General features: G+C 68.1%; 15 protein-coding genes. 11 read left to right on the top strand and 4 right to left on the bottom strand.

The features are described from left to right. Nucleotides 1-19 precede the first annotated feature (19 nt). Nucleotides 20-472 carry a carboxymuconolactone decarboxylase family protein gene (locus tag E1269_RS07385; RefSeq protein ID WP_131892917.1) on the top strand — a complete coding sequence of 151 codons (453 nt, stop codon included), beginning with the start codon at nucleotides 20-22 and terminating at the stop codon, nucleotides 470-472. Nucleotides 473-477: 5 nt separating this feature from the next. Here the strand turns inward: E1269_RS07385 and E1269_RS07380 are convergent, their stop codons facing one another. Beyond that, nucleotides 478-864, bottom strand: coding sequence for a MazG-like family protein (locus tag E1269_RS07380; protein WP_131892915.1), 387 nt, complete (start codon nucleotides 862-864; stop codon nucleotides 478-480). Between the two features lie 16 nt (nucleotides 865-880). On the opposite strand from E1269_RS07380, the gene E1269_RS07375 reads away from it, so the two are divergent. Further along, nucleotides 881-1,918 carry a phosphotransferase gene (locus tag E1269_RS07375; protein WP_162606266.1) on the top strand — a complete coding sequence of 346 codons (1,038 nt, stop codon included), beginning with the start codon at nucleotides 881-883 and terminating at the stop codon, nucleotides 1,916-1,918. A gap of 312 nt (nucleotides 1,919-2,230) precedes the next feature. On the opposite strand, the gene E1269_RS07370 is transcribed toward E1269_RS07375, so the two are convergent. Both E1269_RS07370 and E1269_RS07360 read right to left on the bottom strand, forming a co-directional pair. After that, a complete protein-coding gene (locus E1269_RS07370) occupies nucleotides 2,231-2,956 on the bottom strand; it encodes a class I SAM-dependent methyltransferase (protein ID WP_131892911.1) in 726 nt (241 codons plus the stop codon). A 712-nt stretch (nucleotides 2,957-3,668) separates the two neighbouring features. Then, nucleotides 3,669-4,973, bottom strand: coding sequence for a pectin acetylesterase-family hydrolase (locus E1269_RS07360; protein WP_203433093.1), 1,305 nt, complete (start codon nucleotides 4,971-4,973; stop codon nucleotides 3,669-3,671). Between the two features lie 302 nt (nucleotides 4,974-5,275). On the opposite strand from E1269_RS07360, the gene E1269_RS07355 reads away from it, so the two are divergent. The 5 genes from E1269_RS07355 to E1269_RS33750 all read left to right on the top strand — a co-directional run bounded on the left by E1269_RS07355 (nucleotide 5,276) and on the right by E1269_RS33750 (nucleotide 10,876). Continuing rightward, the gene (locus E1269_RS07355) at nucleotides 5,276-5,935 is read left to right on the top strand and encodes a response regulator transcription factor (protein ID WP_131892909.1); all 660 of its coding nucleotides are present in this window, start codon (nucleotides 5,276-5,278) and stop codon (nucleotides 5,933-5,935) included. Continuing rightward, entirely contained in the window at nucleotides 5,932-7,092 is a 1,161-nt protein-coding gene (locus tag E1269_RS07350; protein WP_131892907.1) for a sensor histidine kinase, read from the top strand. The genes E1269_RS07355 and E1269_RS07350 overlap by 4 nt, the downstream gene beginning before the upstream one ends. Before the next feature lie 282 nt (nucleotides 7,093-7,374). Continuing rightward, nucleotides 7,375-8,475 carry a flavin-containing monooxygenase gene (locus E1269_RS07345; protein ID WP_131892905.1) on the top strand — a complete coding sequence of 367 codons (1,101 nt, stop codon included), beginning with the start codon at nucleotides 7,375-7,377 and terminating at the stop codon, nucleotides 8,473-8,475. A gap of 24 nt (nucleotides 8,476-8,499) precedes the next feature. Beyond that, a complete protein-coding gene (locus tag E1269_RS07340; protein WP_131892903.1) occupies nucleotides 8,500-9,177 on the top strand; it encodes a hypothetical protein in 678 nt (225 codons plus the stop codon). 70 nt (nucleotides 9,178-9,247) lie between these two features. Next, nucleotides 9,248-10,876, top strand: a complete 1,629-nt coding sequence (locus E1269_RS33750) for a LuxR family transcriptional regulator (protein ID WP_131892901.1) — start codon at nucleotides 9,248-9,250, stop codon at nucleotides 10,874-10,876. Between the two features lie 92 nt (nucleotides 10,877-10,968). Here the strand turns inward: E1269_RS33750 and E1269_RS07330 are convergent, their stop codons facing one another. Continuing rightward, nucleotides 10,969-11,250, bottom strand: a complete 282-nt coding sequence (locus E1269_RS07330) for a hypothetical protein (RefSeq protein WP_131892899.1) — start codon at nucleotides 11,248-11,250, stop codon at nucleotides 10,969-10,971. A gap of 538 nt (nucleotides 11,251-11,788) precedes the next feature. On the opposite strand from E1269_RS07330, the gene E1269_RS07325 reads away from it, so the two are divergent. The 4 genes from E1269_RS07325 (at nucleotide 11,789) to E1269_RS07310 (ending at nucleotide 13,406) form a co-directional block, all read left to right on the top strand. Next, nucleotides 11,789-12,313: a hypothetical protein gene (locus E1269_RS07325; RefSeq protein ID WP_131892897.1), complete on the top strand. Its 525-nt coding sequence runs from the start codon at nucleotides 11,789-11,791 to the stop codon at nucleotides 12,311-12,313. Next, on the top strand, nucleotides 12,310-12,603 hold the full coding sequence (locus tag E1269_RS07320; protein ID WP_131892895.1) for a hypothetical protein: 294 nt from the start codon (nucleotides 12,310-12,312) through the stop codon (nucleotides 12,601-12,603). The genes E1269_RS07325 and E1269_RS07320 overlap by 4 nt, the downstream gene beginning before the upstream one ends. 171 nt (nucleotides 12,604-12,774) lie before the next feature. After that, the gene (locus tag E1269_RS07315) at nucleotides 12,775-13,029 is read left to right on the top strand and encodes a type II toxin-antitoxin system Phd/YefM family antitoxin (protein WP_051425603.1); all 255 of its coding nucleotides are present in this window, start codon (nucleotides 12,775-12,777) and stop codon (nucleotides 13,027-13,029) included. Beyond that, the gene (locus E1269_RS07310) at nucleotides 13,029-13,406 is read left to right on the top strand and encodes a hypothetical protein (protein WP_203433091.1); all 378 of its coding nucleotides are present in this window, start codon (nucleotides 13,029-13,031) and stop codon (nucleotides 13,404-13,406) included. Before E1269_RS07315 ends, E1269_RS07310 begins: the two co-directional genes overlap by 1 nt. Nucleotides 13,407-13,427: the final 21 nt, after the last annotated feature.

Genomic DNA, 13,427 nt, shown 5'->3' with positions numbered 1-13,427 from the left:
GATGTGACAGGAGGCCGCCATGGAGGCTCGGATGAAGAATCCCACCACGGTCCTTCCTGCCGCGATGCGGGCGATCAAGGACCTCGACCGCGCCGCCAAGAACGGCAGCCTCCCACGCGAGACGCTCGACCTGATACACCTGCGGGCGAGCCAGATCAACGGCTGCAGCGTGTGCGTCGACTCCGGCGCTCGGCACGCACAGAAGGCGGGCGAGAGCACCGAGCGCCTGTTCGCCGTGGCCGCCTGGCGCAACACGCCCCTCTTCAGCAACGCCGAACGTGCCGCCCTGGCACTCACCGAGGCCGTCACCCGTCTCGCCGACCGCTCCGACCCCGTTCCGGACGACGTCTGGGCGCACGCCGCCGCCCACTACGACGAGGAGCAGCTGTCCGCGCTGCTGCTCGTGATCGCGACCACCAATGTGTACAACCGGCTCAACGTCGCCACCCGGCAGGTCGCCGGCGCCTGGTGACGTCGTCAGGCCGTGCCCTGCCTCGTCCGTTCCACCGCGACGTCGAGCTTGGCATCGATGTGCGCGGCGAGGTCGAGCCCCATGAGCCGAGCCGTCACCGCCGTCGAGATCACGACGTCGGCCATCTCTTCGCCCACCTGCTCGAGCGTCGCCGCCGACCGCGCGAGGCCGAGGTGACGGCGTATCTGCTGGATGGCCTCGCCCATCTCCTCAGCCATGCACAACGCGTTCGCGAGCACGGTGGCGCCGCTGTGGCTGGCCCGATGATGCGCCACGATCTCGTGGAACCGGTCATCCTCGAACATCAGGATCCTTTCGAACGGCGTCCGCCGGTCGGTCACGTTACCCTGTCCGTCAGCCCTGGAAATGGGGTTGCCTGGCGCCGGCGCCATTCCTGAAGATGGCCCCGTGGGCGCAGGACGAGCGGCGGCGACGGCGGAGTTGCTGGAGCTCGTCCGCCGGGAGTACCCGCTCAACGAGGTCACCCTCGTCCGCGACCTCGGCGGGAACTTCAACCTGAACCTGCAGGTCGCCACGGACCAAGGCGCCATGGTCGTCCGGGTCTCTCCAGAGTGGGTCGAGGCGGACCGACTGGCCGCGGTCCAAGCGGTGCGAGAGTACCTCCGTGGCCGAACCTGGCCGATTCCCGAGACGATGCGCACTCGATCGTCTCGAAGCTGGGCTCGACTGCACGGGTGCCTCGTGGAGGTCGAGCACTACGTCGAACCACGCGGCACCAGCATGACCACCTGGCCCGCGATCAGCGCCGGCATCCAGTGGTTCGCCCGCCTCCACGATGATCTCCGCGCCGCACCGGCCTCACCGGCAGCCACCCATCCTCCGATGGCGAACCACGTCGAAGCCGATGCCGTGCTCGACCCCACGATCGCGAAGATCCGCACCTGGAACCTCTCCGCGGAGGAGACGACGTACGTCGCGGCGGCCGAGGCGTTGGCCTCTCGCCTCGGACAGGAATCGCCCGCTGTGGACCTTCCCCGCCAACTCGTCCACGGCGACTTCTGGGCCACCAACGTCTACCTCGCCGGCGACCAGCTCACCCTGCTTCTCGATCTCGACTTCCTCGGCGAACGCCCACGGATCGACGACCTGGCCCTCACCCTGTTCTTCATCAACGAGCATCTGGGCCGCAATGACACCTCACCCAGCCGCATCGCCGCGCTCCGCGAGCTGGTCGACCGCTACGACGCCACCCTCACCACTCCGCTCAGCCCGGCCGAACGCACAGCGCTGCCGTACGCGGTACTCCGCACGCCTCTGACGTTCCTCCGCGACCTCGCCCACCTCGGCCCTTCCAGCCGCACTGAACTGACCACCCTCCGCGGCCCGCAGTACGAATGGGCCCTCCGCGTGTTGAGCATCCCCGGATGGCACACGGCATTCAGCTGCGGATCACGGCGTCAGAGTTGGCGAGGGCTCCGGTCATGAGTGCCCTAGGCGCCCGGTCGTGTCGTGGCGCCGTACCGCTCGCTGTTGGTTCACTGGTTCGCGACTGCGAGGTTCAGTTGTGCCGATTAGTGGCGCCGGCAGAGATCGTCCGCGAGCGTCTTCGGGGTCGCGATGATGGGGACCGGCTCGAACGGCACTTCACGAGGCTGGCACAGCACGAGGCTGAACACGAGGCCGCTGGTGTGGAGGACTCCGTCGTCAACGAACGCCCCGCCAACGAGGTCGCCCAAGAGGTGCTCGCCAAGGTCGCTTGGGTCAAGTCCATGTGACTACTGACTTTGAATGGCCGGCCTACCGTTGACGTGGCCCAGAGCCTTGGTGGCACGTGGTGTCCTTGTAGGCGCGCAACGCCAAGACGGCGGGTATCGGATCCTCGCGCGGTTCGGCCACGTACGCAATCCGCAAACCAGCATCGATGATCGCGTTGAGCAGCTCGCCGAGCGGGATGTGCCACATGCCGCCGACACGTTCGCGAATGCCGCCACGGCCCCACCATCGTGCGATGTGGTGCCGAGCTGAGACCCGATAGGTGGGATGGACGACGCGTGCGCCGTCCTCGCGGGATTCCACGCAGGGGCCGTTGAAGCAAGGGTGGACGCCAAAGAGGACGAACAAGCCGCCCGGCTGGAGTGTCCGCGCAACCTCACGGCCGACCGCGCCGAAGTCGTCGACATCGGTGGATATCCAGATGGCGGCCGCGGTCTGGAATGTGTCGTTTGCGAACGGTAGTCGTGACGCGTCGCCCTGCACGACGAAGGCGCTTCGCTGCCTGGCCAACCCGAGCTGGTCACTCGACACATCCACGCCTATGGGCGTCCGGCCAGTGCGCCGGATTGTGTCGAAATACAAGCCAGTGCCACAACCGAGATCGAGGCATAGTCCGGTCCCTGGCCCGAGTAGGTCGGTCAACGCCTGCTCGCTCTCGACCATGGAGCCTTGGGCGATCCCGTCGTACCACGCTGCAATGCCGTCGTATCGGGCTCTCCCACGATCGTTGTTCACCGGGGGGTCGTTCATGTCGTGAGAGTACGGGGCTGGCTCCCACTGTCCCCGCCAGCTTGCATGATCCACGTCAACGAGCGGACGAAGGACCCTACGGTTATCAGGTCATCGGCTGAGTTGGACGCGTTTGCGAGGACGTCCCAGCTCGACCGATGATGCCGTGCCCGGCGGAGTGTCGACCCGCAAGCTCAGGACGAGTCGCGGTAGATGTCGGCCGGTTTGAGCCAGACGCTCGCCGCGCTGAGGCGGCGGCGATGCTAGTGGAGCCGCACGTGGACGTGGTCGCGGTCCCAGCGCACGAACCCGGCCGGACAGGTACTCCTCGCCGTCCTTCTCTCCGACGACTCGCGAACGCGGCACCGGCTTCGTGTGGCACGTTCGTGGCACGTCCAGCGATCCTGTGCTGCTGGTGGGACCTTGGGGGAGCCTACTACGACACAAAAACACAGGTCAGTGAGCTGGAGGCGCTGCTGCGGAAGCTGCCGAAGCCTGGCTCGACCCACCCCCGAACGCTCCAGGCCCGCGATGCCCGCTTCGGATGCGGCTTGCGCGCATCAGGCCAGGCCGACTTCAGTGCCCGCGCCACGGTCCGGTAGCCGACCCGGTACCTCCGCAGCAAGGCCCGATTCGACCCTCCGGTCCGTGCATCGCGTCGGTTGCCGCGTAGGAATCGCCCCGGGAAGCAGATGGCGTCACCGGGGTCACGCCTCGAGCCCCGTCGAGGACATCATCCTCCGCATTGCTCGCAATGGACGTCGTCGACCGGTTCACCAGCAAGCAGCGATTCGACCCAGTCGACCAACCGGACGCCGTTGACCTCCATCTCGTAGAACTTGTCGATGTCGAGGATCTGGTGCTCCGCACCCGGTGCGGTGTAGCTGTGCTGGACCACCCCGGCAGCCTCGATCGTCGCCTCGTTGGCGTCGATGAGGGCGAGGAGGTCCGTCGCGTCGCCACCCATCCGTTCGACACCCCTCGCAGCGTGGGGATCGTAGGCGTAGTCGAAGCGGGCCATGACGATGTCAGGGTCATGCAGCCCGGCCTGGATCCAGAATCGCGGGATGCCCCAGTCCCGGGCGGTGAGCCCTTTGTTGACCTTCCAGTCGGGCATGTTGCCGTAGGTTCCCCACAGGTCGCCGAGGATCGCCTCGTTGAAGTCGGGGAGGTCGGGGAAGGCACCTGACTGGGCGCCGAACACGGTGAGCTGGGCGTCGGGGAGCCGGTCGGCGACGAGGCCGCCGTAGACGGGCGCGGCGACCGATCCGCCGGTCTTGCCGACGACGACGACCTGGCGGGCGTGCGGGTAGTGCTCGGCGAGGTAGTCGAGCACCGCCGTGCCGTTGACGAACCCGTTGTGCTCGACGGTTAGCTCGACTGAGTAGTCCCGGGTGATGTTGCCGAGGTCCAGGTCACCGGTGCACGAGGCCATGTACAGGAACGAGTAGTTGGCGAATGGGTTGTCAGGCCGGTCGAAGTCGAGGATTCCGCCTCCCGGGAAGTCCGGGTTCTCGCCTGCGAGGCTCCAGTTGTAGCTGGGGTTCTCGCCGGCCTCACCGGTGAAGGCGCAGGACGTCGCGTCGACACAGGCACCTCCGCCGTCGAGGTAGAGCACGACCTTGGTCGGGTCTGCGTGGCGCTCCCAGAAGGCGAACTCGCTGCCATCGGCGCATTGACAGTCGCCACCCGGCACGATCTTCTGCCAATCCGACTCGCCCTTGGTACCCGATCGCTCAGGCGCGCCGTCCTTTTGCGAGGATCGATTGTCGTCAGAGGGCGAGGCGGCGCCGTCGTCTCTGCCATTGAGCATGAGGGCAGTAGCCCCGCCCAGCAGCACGACGGCCACCCCGGCGGCGGCGAGGCGTCGTCTGTTCAGGATCCCACGCCGGGTGGGCGCCAGGTTCTCGTCCTCGTATTTGTCCTGCTCCTGGGGCCGGGGCGGTGGAGGGCTGAGCCGGTCGCTGGCTGTCGGGTTGTTCTGCTGGGCGCGCCGGTCCTTATCGGGACGACGCGGCTCGTCGGGTGTCTCGTCCATGGTGGGTATCCTTTTTCTCGTCGGGTGGCTGGGCGGCGTATGGGCCATCGGCTATTCCGGCCGGGGGTTGTCGCCGGCTTCAGGCCGAGCGCAGAGCCTGTGTCGGCGGCACTTGAGCCGCGCGGGCGGCGGGGTGGAGGCCAACGATCATGCCGATCAGGGCCAGCAGTATCGACTCGGTGAGGAACTGTGTGCTCCGGTAACACTCCAGCGGAGGGCGCATTCAGCCACCGTTGGCATTCACGGCGATCTCTGACCGTTCGCTTATCGGGGCTGAACATTTCCCGTGCCATGCTGTTGGGATGCGGGTCCTGGTGGTGGAGGACGAGGACGTGATGGCCGAGGCCGTGGCGCTCGGGCTGCGGCGGGCGGGCTACGCCGCCGACGTCGCTGTCGATGGCGAGGAGGCGCTTACACTCACCGATCTCAACCCGTACGACGTGGTGCTGCTCGATCGTGACCTGCCCGTGCTGCACGGCGACGAGGTGTGTCGCCGGCTGGTCGATGCCGGCAACCGGGCCCGGATCCTGATGCTGACCGCCGCGGGTGCGCTCGACGACCGGGTCGAGGGGCTCCACCTCGGCGCCGATGACTACCTGGCCAAGCCGTTCGCGTTCGCCGAGCTGCTGGCCCGGGTCGACGCGCTCTGCCGGCGCACCACGCGAGCTGCCCCGCCGGTGCTCCGCTTCGCCGATCTCGAGATCGACACCGGCCGCCGGGAGGTGCGGCGGGCCGGGCAACCGGTGCCGCTGACGTTGAAGGAGTACGGCGTACTCGTGGAACTGGTGCGGGCCGACGGCGCGGTGGTGTCGGCCGAGGAGCTACTGGCCCGGGTGTGGGATGAGAACGCCGACCCGTTCACCAACGCGGTACGCGTAACGATGGTGGGGCTGCGTCGCAAGCTCGGAGAGCCGGTCCCGGTCGAGACGCTGCGGGGCGCCGGCTACCGGGTGGTGTCGTGAGCAGCAAGCGCGCCAGGCGTGGCCTGAGTGTGCGGTGGCGGCTCACCCTGACCTACACCACGGCGGCCGTGGCCACGGCCGCCGTTCTGCTCATCGGGGTGTATTCGCTGGTGAGCACCGAACATGTGGCGTTCGTGTCCGAGCCCGGCTCGGGACCCGACCCGCCGGTCTACCCAGAACTGCCGAACCCAGAGGAAGAAGCGATCAGGGACTCGGCCTCCGCGGCAGTCGAAGAGACGCTCGACGATCTACGGCTGTTCTCGGGGCTGGGCCTGCTGCTGATGACGGGGGTCTCGGTGGCGGTGGGCTGGGCGTTCGCCGGACGCGCCCTGCGGCCGGTGCACACGATCACCAGCCGGGCGCGGCAGATCTCCGCCGCCTCCCTCGACGAGCGACTCCGGATCCAGGGCCCGCATGACGAGCTACGCGAGATGGCCGAAACCTTCGACTCCCTGTTGGACCGGATCCAGAGCGCGTTCGAGTCCGAACGACGCCTAGTGGCGACGATGTCGCACGAGCTACGTACCCCGCTGGCCAACCAGCGGGCGGCCCTCGACGTCGCACTCGCCGACCCGTCGGCCGACGCCGACACGCTGCGGCAGGCGGGCGAGGTCGCGCTGGGCCAGACCGGGCGCGCGCAACGCACGGTCGACGCGCTGCTGACACTGGCCCGGGTGCAGGCGGGGGTGGACTCGCCGCGGCTCGATCCGGTCGCGCTCGACCAGGTCACGCGGGCCGCGGTTGAGGCCGCCCGCGACCAGGGCGAACTCCTCGGCTTGTCGTGGGAGGTCTCGCTCGACCCGGCGACCGCGCCTGGCGATGCCGAGCTGCTCGCCCGGGCGGTCGGCAACCTGCTTCAGAACGCCGTCTTCCACAACGCGCCCGACGGGTGGGTCCGGGTGCGGGTCCTGGCTACCGTGGGCAGCGCGATCATCGAGGTAGCCAACAGCGGACCGGTACTCGACGCCGCCACCGTCAACGACCTCACACTGCCCTTCCGGCGCGGCACCGGCGACCGGACCTCGTCCGCACGAGGCACCGGCCTCGGGCTGACAATCGTCCGAGCCGTGGCCGAGCACCACCATGCCGAACTGCGGCTCACCGCGCTCGAGGCCGGAGGGCTGCAGGCCCGGCTCACCCTCCCGCTTACCGCGTAAGGCGAGCGGCGCTCTCTGGCCAAGATCTCGCAGCGGGCAGCTTGTTCGCGCCGCGCCATCGAGGCCGCGCCGACCGGTCGGCATCGCTGACACGGTGGACTTCTTCGTGGATGGTTGGTACATCACGGACGCCGGCGTTGTACCTCGCGATCATGAGTAATATCTCATCGCCGGGTCGCGTGACCTGCGGGCCGATGGGTGGATATACCCATCGCCTGCGGGGGGACAGATGGGTCTGCTGGCCGATGTGGGGTGCGGTACGCCGTCCCTAGCGTCGACGGCATGAACACTCAACACATCGAGACCTTGATCATCGGGGCCGGCCAGGCCGGTCTGGCAACCGGCTACCAACTCAGGCGGCTCGGTCGCGATTTCCTGATTGTCGACGGCATGGCTCGCATCGGCGACAACTGGCGCTGCCACTACGACAGCCTGACGCTTTTCACGCCGGCGCGTGCGAACAGCCTGGACGGCATACCCTTCCCTGGCGATCAGTGGCACTTCCCGACCAAGGACGAGTTCGCCGAGTACCTCGAGCTGTACGCCGTAGCGAACGACCTACCGGTCCGTATGCAGACCCGGGTCGAGCGACTCACCGGCCGCGAGGGCGGCGGATTCACCGCGACGCTCGGGGATGACGAGGTCACCTGCGACTACGTCGTCGTCGCGACCGGCACCTTCGGTCGTTCGGCACAGATCCCGACGCTCGCCAGCAAGATCGACCCAGGCATCCGGCAGCTCCACTCCAGCGAATACCAGCGCCCCGACGACCTTCCCGACGGCCCCGTGCTGGTCGTCGGCGCATCACACAGCGGCCTCGACATCGCCCACGAGATTGCCGCGACCCGTCCCACCACGCTGGTCGGACCGGAACGTGGCAACATCCCGCTCGAGTGGGGAACCCGTCGCTTGGAGAGGGCATTTCCTGTCATCGAGTTCGTCTTCAACCACGTACTGACGCGACGCACCCCGATGGGGCGCAAGGTCATGGCGAAGATCCGGCATCACGGAGCTCCCCAATTGCGGATCAAGCGCCACCACCTCGCCGACCGCGACGTGGAGTGGATCACCGAGCACATCACTGATGTGGTCGACGGTCGGCCGTGCCTCGCGAACGGACGGAACTTCGACGTGGCGAGCATTGTCTGGGCAACCGGCTTCCGGCAGAGCTACGACTGGATCGAGCTGCCGCTTCCGGTCGAGGACGGCTGGCCGGTTGAGTACCGCGGCGTCGTCGACGCGATCCCCGGTCTCTACTTCTGCGGCCTGGCGTTCCAGTACTGCTTCGCCTCGGGAGAGGTCAACGGGGTCAGCCGCGACGCGGAGTACCTCGCGCGCCGCATCGCCGCCCGCACTCCGGCGCCGGCACCCGCTACGGCATGAGATGGACGGACGAAGGGATAAGTCATGTACACCGACACCGGTGAGACGACACACGACGCCTCAGCGCGGGAGAGCGCAGCCATCGTCGCGATCGGTCCGCTCCTGCTCTTGGGTGCCCTGCTGTGGCACCCGCCACTCCCCGGCCGCCTGCCGGACAGCAACGCGGTCGCCGACGCCGCGGCTGCGGACACCACGCGGTGGGGACTGTCCCACCTCGCGCTGGCGATCGCATCGGCGATGATCGTGCTCGCCTTCGTCGCGGTCCGCGGCCACCTACGTGACCGCGGCGACCGCTCGCTGAGTGCGGTCGGCCTCGGGTTCGTGGTGATGGGCAGCACGCTCTACGCCGTACTGCCCGGGATGGAGTTCTCGGTCCTGGCTGCCCACAATACCGGCGCTGACCTCGCGGCTACCCAGGACGCGCTGGAGTCGTGGTTCGTGCCGGTCCTCATCGGCGGTTCGCTGCTGTTCGCGATCGGTACGACGCTGTTCGCGGTCGCGGTGGTGCGCTCGGCCAGCCTCGGCCGGACCGAAGGGCTGGTGATCGCCGGTTCCCTCGTCCTCTTCGGGCTCTCGCGGCTGGTGCCGATCGGCGTGGTGCAGTTCTATGTGCAGCCGGCTGCGGCTCTGCTCGCGCTTCTCCCGATTGCCGCGGAGGTCGCTGCCCGGGCAGCGCGGTCCGCGCGCGTCGCCGCGGCCTGACGCGAGGGCGAAGGGTGGCCGCCCGGTCTACTGGAGCGACTACCCTCGTGCCGTAGGGGGAAGATGCGCCATGAGCGTCATTGACGATCTGCATCGGGCTCGCGAGGCTTATGAGCGCCGCGACTGGGTGCAGGCCTATCGAGTGCTGTCGGACCAGGACGAGTCCGATCTGTCCGGGGATGACTTCACCGCACTCGCCACAACTGCGTTCCTGCTCGGTCGTCGCAACGACACCGTTCAGGCGTTGCAGCGGGCCTACCGCGACTATCTCGAACAGGGGGTCGTTCTCGGCGCCGTCCGCACGGCCTACTTCCTGGTCGCCACGCTGTGGCAGGACGGCGAGGTCGCCATCGGCAGCGGCTGGCTGGCCCGAGCCGAACGGCTGCTCGACGAGCACGGCGAGGATGTGGTGGAGCGCGGATACCTCCTCGAGCGGGCGACCATGCGGCACATCATGCGGGGCGAGTTCGGCGAGGCGGTCGCCACCGCACCGAAGGTCACCGAGTACGGCCGGCGGTTCGCAGATGCAGAGTTGACGGCCTTGGGAGTGCACACGGAGGGGCGGCTGATGATCTTCTCGGGCCATGTCGCCGACGGGTTGCGCTTGCTGGACGAAGCGATGGTCGCAGTTCTTGCCGGTGAGGTCTCGGCGATCTTCTCGGGCGTGATCTATTGCTCGTCGATCGAGGCCTGCCAAGAGATCTCCGATCTGGGGCGGGCAGCCGAGTGGACCCACGCGTTGACCACATGGTGCGACACCCAGCCCGGACTCGTCGCATTCACCGGACAGTGCGCCGTGCACCGGGGCCAGCTGATGAGGCTCCATGGTGCCTACCAAGATGCTCTGGCCGAGCTGGAACGCGCCGCGCAGCGGTATGCCGCAGCCGGCGGTAACCCGGCTGTGGGCCAGGCACACTACGAGCGGGCCGAGGTCCTGCGGCTGCTCGGTGAGTATGCCGGCGCTCAGGCTGCCTACGACCGCGCTGAAGAGTACGGCCACCCCGGACAGCCCGGCCGAGCGCTGCTGTGGCTCAGCCGACAACGCGTCAACACAGCGGTGCCCATCGTTCGGCGGCTGCTGGCCGAGCGACAGGACCCGGTTCATCGCTCACAGGTGCTGCCCGCGGCGGTTGAAGTGCTGGTCGCCTCGGGCGAGCTTGAAGACGCCGCGGCGCTGGCTGACCAACTCTGCGAGTTCGGCACAGCGTTCGACTCCAGTGCGCTGATGGCAACCGGGCACCACGCAACCGCGCTGGTCGCGCTCGCGCGCGGCGAGTCCGAGACCGCCCTGACGGCTGCACGCCGGGGCGCGAAGGAATGGGCCGCACTCGAGGCGCCCTACGAGGTCGCGCGATGCCGGGTGCTGGCGGGCAGGACTCTACGCCTGCTCGGCGATGAGAAGTCGGCTGCCGACGAGCTGACCATGGCCCGCCGCGCGTTCGCCGACCTTCGGGCAGGGCCGGCGGAGCGTGAGGTCGCCGAACTACAGGGCGACATTTCGGGACCGGCAGGGCTCAGCCCCCGTGAGCTGGAGGTGCTAAGGCTCGTTGCTGCGGGGCAGAGCAATCCCGAGATCGCCGCCGAGTTGGTGCTCTCGGAGAAGACGGTGGCGCGACATCTGTCCAACATCTTCGCGAAGCTCGACGTGAGGTCACGCACCGCGGCGGCCGCGTTCGCTTACGAAAACGAGCTCGCCTGATCTATCAGGTCATCGGCTGAGCTAGACGCGTTTGCGAGACGTCCCAGCTCGACCGATGATGCCGTGCCCGCCGGCGTGTCGACCGCGCAAGCTCAGGACGAGTTGCGGTAGATGTCGGCCGGCTTGAGCCAGACGCCGGCGGCGCTGAGCCGGCCGCCATGCTGGTGGAGCCGCACGTAGACGTGGTCGCGGTCCCAGCGGACGGCCAGGCCGGACAGGTACTCCTCGCCATCCGTCTCCCAGACGACCCGGGCGCGGACGGGGATGCCGGGCGAGCGGTCTTCGAAGTCACCGGGCTGAGCGGGCCAGTGTTCGTTGAGAACCCGCTGCCATCCCTGCGCGTACGGATGGTCACGCAGACGGTTCACATCCATGCTCGGACCCAAGCTCATCCCACAATCATCGAACTCATGTCCAATGATCGCCAGCCCGGTCCGAGAAGCGTCTCAGTTGCCGACGGTTGGCGGCGCGGCTCGCAGGGCTCGGCCCAGTGACGCGACCCCGACCGCGATCCGCGACAACGCATCCGTGCGCACGGCGTGGCGGGCCATGTCCCGCGAGTCCGCCGAAGCGATCCTCGGGCCGATCGTCAACGACTCCGACGTCCCCGGTGGCCGGGCTGGCGGTGTTCGTGCTGGTGGAGACGAGGGGAATCGAACCCCTAACCCCTGCCTTGCAAAGGCGAGCTGGCTTCGGCCGCACTGACCTCGGCAGTTATGACCGTGGCCTCACGTGCCGCCGGGTTCTCGTTGTTGACCGGACGTGGCCGCTCTCGCCCATCCGTACGGGCACGCAGCGGGCACGCGGTCCGCCCCGCCCGCGATTGGCCTCATCGATTAGTCGCCCCCGGCCGGTGTTGTGAGCACCGGGCCGGGGACTTGATCCCAACCTGAACCAACCAGGGAGAGACCCGTGGTCAAGCTACCCGAACCCGATACGAGAGAGATCATCGCCCGTGCATCGTTCGTCGACGAGATGGTCGGCGAGATGGTCGCGCACCTGCAACGCGGTGAGGCCCACATCGATGTGGTGATCAAGCCGTTCGAGTCCGACATGTACGCACAGTTCGATCTGCTGCCGAAGGAGGCCCGCCGCCTCGCTGCCGAGCTGGTCCGTATCGCTGATGTGGTGCAGCGGGCGATGTGGACACCGAAGCTGCTCGCGCACGTGCGGGAGCGGTATCTGCCCGGCGCGACCGATGTCGAGATCGTTGAGCGGCTGAACCGGCTGGTCGAACGTGACGGCGGTCTGGAGCTGCTGAAGCCGGGGGTGCTGCATCCGCAGGACGGCTTCACGCTGACGACCGAGGCGCATCGCGAGGTGGTCGACCGGGTCGCGGGCGTTTTGTCGGCGGCTGGGGTGTCGCTGGGCGAGCTGGAGTCTGTGGTCGGTGATCTGCGCAAGGTCTACCGCACCGACACGCAGGACGCGTCGTGACTGGGGCCGTGGACCGGGCTGAGTGTGGGGTGCGGTGGTGTGAGGAAGCCGGCGAGCACTGGACACATCGGCTCTACCTGGCGTCGATCCCGGTTGTCGCGGGCCGTTGGTCGTTGGGGGTCACGATCGCCCGCCCGGGCGCCGAGGCAACAGCGGTCGAGCTGACCGCGATGGCGCGCCGAGGCACACCGGTGATGGTGCACTTGACCACCCGTGAGGCTCAACAACTTGCCGCCGCGATGAACGACGCCGTCAAACGCGTGCACCGGCTGATCGGTCGCGGCATCTAAACCATCTGCATAGCGTCGGCCGGCACGTCGTGTCATTGTCTCTCGATGCGACGGGCCGGCCGTTCCGAGGGTGATATCCGGCGACGACGATCGAGCCTACGGGCCGGCGTTTCGCCTCGACAGGAAGTGAGGACTGCTGTGTCTGCTGAGCTTCTGCCGTACGCTGGGACTATGTCCGAGATGCCGGTGCAGGACGCGAAGGATCACCTCAGCGAGGTGATCAGCCGAGCCACGTCCACCGGGGAGGTCATCTACCTGACCGACCACGGGGAGCGCCTGGCCGCCATCATGCCGGCGGAACGCGCCGCCGTCCTCGATGGCCTGCTTGCCGTTGAGGAGTTCGAGGCCGAGCACGGACCGATCCCCGCCGACGAGGCACGCAAGGCGCACGACGTGCTGGTCCGCGAGGGCGTCATCACTGACTGATGGGCATCACTTACGACACCGGCGCGTTGGTCGCGGCGGAAGCCAACCGCGTCGACATCTGGGCCCTTCATCGTGACGCGCTGCGCCACGAGATCCGCCCCGTCGTCCCCGCTGCAGTTCTGGCGCAGGCTTGGCGCGGCGGCCCACAGCATCAGCTCTCGCGCCTGCTCCGTGGCTGCAAGATCGAGCCGATGACCGAACAGCTCGCCCGCGAGGCCGGCGCCGCATGCGCAGCCGCGAGAACAAGCGACGTCGTCGACGCCACCGTCGTCATTTCCGCCCTGTCGCGCGGAGACCTCGTCGTCACCAGCGACCCCGGCGACCTCGCAGGCTTGGCCGACGCCCTCAACAGACCGCTCCGTCTGCACACCGTATGACCTTCTCAAACGTTCACGTGC

This window comes from Jiangella asiatica, assembly GCF_004349065.1.
Taxonomy (GTDB): Bacteria; Actinomycetota; Actinomycetes; order Jiangellales; family Jiangellaceae; genus Jiangella; species Jiangella asiatica.
Note: the sequence above shows the minus strand (reverse complement) of the source record. Positions and strands in the feature narration are given on the sequence as shown.